General features: G+C 57.4%; 5 protein-coding genes and 1 rRNA gene. 4 read left to right on the plus strand and 2 right to left on the minus strand.

Features of this window, described 5'->3' with window-relative positions:
• Positions 1–163 precede the first annotated feature (163 nt).
• Positions 164–278 (plus strand): 5S ribosomal RNA (rrf, locus tag BMY55_RS16670).
• Between the two features lie 147 nt (positions 279–425).
• On the opposite strand, the gene BMY55_RS16675 is transcribed toward rrf, so the two are convergent.
• Positions 426–1118: a hypothetical protein gene (locus BMY55_RS16675; protein ID WP_091433789.1), complete on the minus strand. Its 693-nt coding sequence runs from the start codon at positions 1116–1118 to the stop codon at positions 426–428.
• Positions 1119–1177: 59 nt separating this feature from the next.
• Complete coding sequence (locus BMY55_RS16680; RefSeq protein WP_091433796.1) at positions 1178–1690, minus strand: acyloxyacyl hydrolase; 513 nt, start codon at positions 1688–1690, stop codon at positions 1178–1180.
• A 397-nt stretch (positions 1691–2087) separates the two neighbouring features.
• On the opposite strand from BMY55_RS16680, the gene BMY55_RS16685 reads away from it, so the two are divergent.
• The 3 genes from BMY55_RS16685 to BMY55_RS16695 all read left to right on the plus strand — a co-directional run.
• Positions 2088–2363 (plus strand): transposase, encoded by a 276-nt coding sequence (locus BMY55_RS16685; RefSeq protein WP_091433792.1) that lies wholly within the window; start codon positions 2088–2090, stop codon positions 2361–2363.
• Entirely contained in the window at positions 2360–2815 is a 456-nt protein-coding gene (locus BMY55_RS16690; RefSeq protein ID WP_091433794.1) for an IS3 family transposase, read from the plus strand. Before BMY55_RS16685 ends, BMY55_RS16690 begins: the two co-directional genes overlap by 4 nt.
• A partial coding sequence (locus BMY55_RS16695; protein ID WP_143064364.1) for a DDE-type integrase/transposase/recombinase occupies positions 2803–3004 on the plus strand: 202 nt, incomplete at its 3' end. The genes BMY55_RS16690 and BMY55_RS16695, both read left to right, overlap by 13 nt.

Consider the following 3004-nt stretch of genomic DNA (forward strand, 5'->3'; position numbering starts at 1 on the left):
CGGTACTAATTGTCCGATAGGCTTGATTTGATCCAGTAGAAGTCAAACCCTACTGATCTATCAAAAGCATACACACCTAAGTGTACTGACTTGGATATTTGGAACACCAAATCAGGCTCAAGCAGCCCGAGGCGGTCGCCCAAATAAATGGCTTTTTACTCGGTTTGGTGGTCACAGCACAAGTGAAACACCCGATCCCATCCCGAACTCGGAAGTTAAGCACTGTCGCGCCAATGGTACTGCGTCTCAAGACGTGGGAGAGTAGGTCACCGCCAAACCTAGTAAAAAGCCAACATTCTCTCAAATACGATAACAATACACAAAACCGCCCCGTGCCTCACCAGGCCGGGGCGGTTTGACGTTCGGAAGGGGGGGCGAAGGTCCTCGATATCGTGGACTGATCTGCTGAGGGACCACCACGCGCCTCACCCCCCCACCGCACATCCAAGAAACCGCTCCACCCGCAACTGGACATCCTCCCACATCGGCAGCACATCAGCCCTGTAATCCAGCACCACAGCGACACCGCTGGCACGCAGCTCGTGGGTGCAGCTGCGCCGGGACAGGCTCTTGGAGGGCGAACATTCGATGATTGCACGGGGTGTGCCATTGGGATGTATGCCGACATAGATTTCGCGTTGCGGGTTGGCATCCGTGTTGGTCATTGGAATCAGGCCCAGATCATTCGGGGCGGCTTTCGGCCCTCCTTCGGTCAGTGTTCTCGACCGTGTCTCCAGGTTTTGGAAGTCACCGATCAGAATGGTGATAAACGCTGCCTGTTCAGACGATCCCCGTTGCGTTGCAGACATCCTGCGCGCTTGCGCACGGCGAACAGGCAGGAAATTCGTCAGCATCACCCGCAACAGCACCGACCCGTGCCGCAACCCGCTTTGCTGATCGGCGCGATCTTCCAGATAATCACGGGGCAGGCTGATCTGCACTTCGCCTTCGGACCCCATATCGAGGTAGAGCACCACCATGTCCGCCTCCGCCGTGAACAGGTGACAGGGATCCATTGTGGGGGTGTTTAGAAGCGTATCGTAACTGACCGCGCGCGCGGGCAAGGTGTTTGCGAGCGCGATGAAGCCAGTGGTTATCAGTGCGGAACAAATCTTCACACCTAACTATGCGCTCGTTTCCGCGTTTCGGCAAATCGGGCGCCGGAGCGGACGGTTAGCTATGGGTTGGGGATTGATACGCGAAGCTGAAGCGTTTCCAGGCCCGGATTAATGGGCGCGATGTCACCATTCGACCGATGATCAAGCGAGAGGCTGTAACGCACCCCGTCCGCGCGCTCATACCCGGCATCTATGCCCGAACGAAACTCGACCGGATGGCCCAGCATTGGCCCATCATCGCGCAGCCAGATGCCGGGCATGAAGGAAAACTGCGCAAACGACCTCCCGCCCCACAAATGAAACGCATTCACCGCGCCCACACCGATCCACACATCGCCCAGACTGTCCACCGAGGCGCCGATGGAGGGTTGAAAAGGGCCGAAGCTGAGCGGCAGGTCGTGGCGATAGTAAGCCTCGGCCCCGATGGAATCGGCCTCGAATATCAGTTTTCCTGCTGAGGCAACATGGCGTGCCACGATGGATGCGGGTTTCATGCAACCCGTGTCGCAGTAATTGACCCACATATCGATCAAACCGGTCAGCAGAAACAAGACCGCGAGCGTGCCATCCATCGTGCATCCTTCCATGTTCTCAGACAAGTAACCTGAGCAAATAGCAAAGTCACGTGCCCGACATCACATCGGCTTGCCGTATCTTGCAGCTGTGGACATCTACCTGAAAGACGAACGCACTCGTCCGAAGGATTGCCTCAAGCATCGGCTTACTCGGTCGTTGTTCTTGTATGCGCTGTGCAATGGCCAAATTCGGGAAGACACCCTAAGATGGCCACGACATATCAATCGCGTGTCAGAACGCTGATTAGTCAGCTTGGCCACCAAGATCGCCCCCCAGAAGCGCAAGAAGCCTTATGATCCCCAGTAGATCGGATCATTTTCCGCCCTCTGAAGTGGTCCCAGAAAACTGGACAGTCAGCTAAGGTGTATCCCAAACTTTTGAAGGGATACGAGAATGGCGAAGCGCCGGAATTTCACAGACCAGTTTAAGGCCAGGGTGGCGTTGGAAGCTCTGCGCGGTGACAAGACCGTGCAAGAGATTGCCGCGAAGCATCAGTTGCACCCGAACCAGGTCAGCACATGGAAGCGGCAAGCCATTGACGGGATGGCGGACGTCTTTTCCGGTGGAAAGCAAAGCGGCCCGACGGAGGCTGATGTCAAAGAGCTGCACGCCAAGATCGGGAGGCTGGCGGTCGAGAACGATTTTTTGTCGGAAGGGCTGAAGCGATGAGCCCGGCAAAGAAACGCGCCATGGTCAAACGGGATCACCCCGAGCTGAGCATCAGCCAGCAGTGCAAGCTCGTGCGGCTGTCGCGATCGGCGTTCTATTACACGCCGGTCGGCGTCAACGTGGACACGCTGGCGATGATGAAGGAGATTGATCGGGTCTTCACCAAATATCCGTTCTTCGGCAGCCGTCAGATCGCCGCTTATTTACGACGAGAAGGCACGGTTGTCGGGCGACATCGCGTCAGGCGACTGGCTGGTCCGAGGGCGATCTACAAGCGCCCTCGGACCAGCCAGTCACATCCGCAGCATCCAGTCTTCCCGTATCTGCTGAGGAAGATGCAGATCGACCGACCCAACCAGGTCTGGTGCGCCGACATCACCTTCGTACCGGTGCGGAACGGGTTCCTGTATCTGGTCGCCATCCTTTGCCCGGCAGGGTTATGCGCAGCATGATCCCGAGAGGGGTGGATTGGGGGTCGCGCAAGGTGCTGAGCTGGCGGCTGTCGAATACGATGCACGCGGACTTCTGCGTGGACGCTCTGAACGAGGCCATCGCCAAACACGGCCCGCCCGAGATCATGAATACGGATCAGGGCAGCCAGTTCACCGGGTCGGCCTGGATCACCACGCTGACCAAAGCTG

Origin of the sequence: Aliiroseovarius sediminilitoris, assembly GCF_900109955.1 — a bacterium.
GTDB classification, from domain to species: Bacteria; Pseudomonadota; Alphaproteobacteria; order Rhodobacterales; family Rhodobacteraceae; genus Aliiroseovarius; species Aliiroseovarius sediminilitoris.

Bases quoted from the DNA above. Each gene is read 5' to 3' on its own strand.
- BMY55_RS16690 (WP_091433794.1), top strand. From the start codon at position 2,360: ATGAGCCCGGCAAAGAAACGCGCCATGGTCAAACGGGATCACCCCGAG.
- BMY55_RS16685 (WP_091433792.1), top strand. From the start codon at position 2,088: ATGGCGAAGCGCCGGAATTTCACAGACCAGTTTAAGGCCAGGGTGGCG.
- BMY55_RS16680 (WP_091433796.1), bottom strand. From the start codon at position 1,690: ATGGATGGCACGCTCGCGGTCTTGTTTCTGCTGACCGGTTTGATCGAT.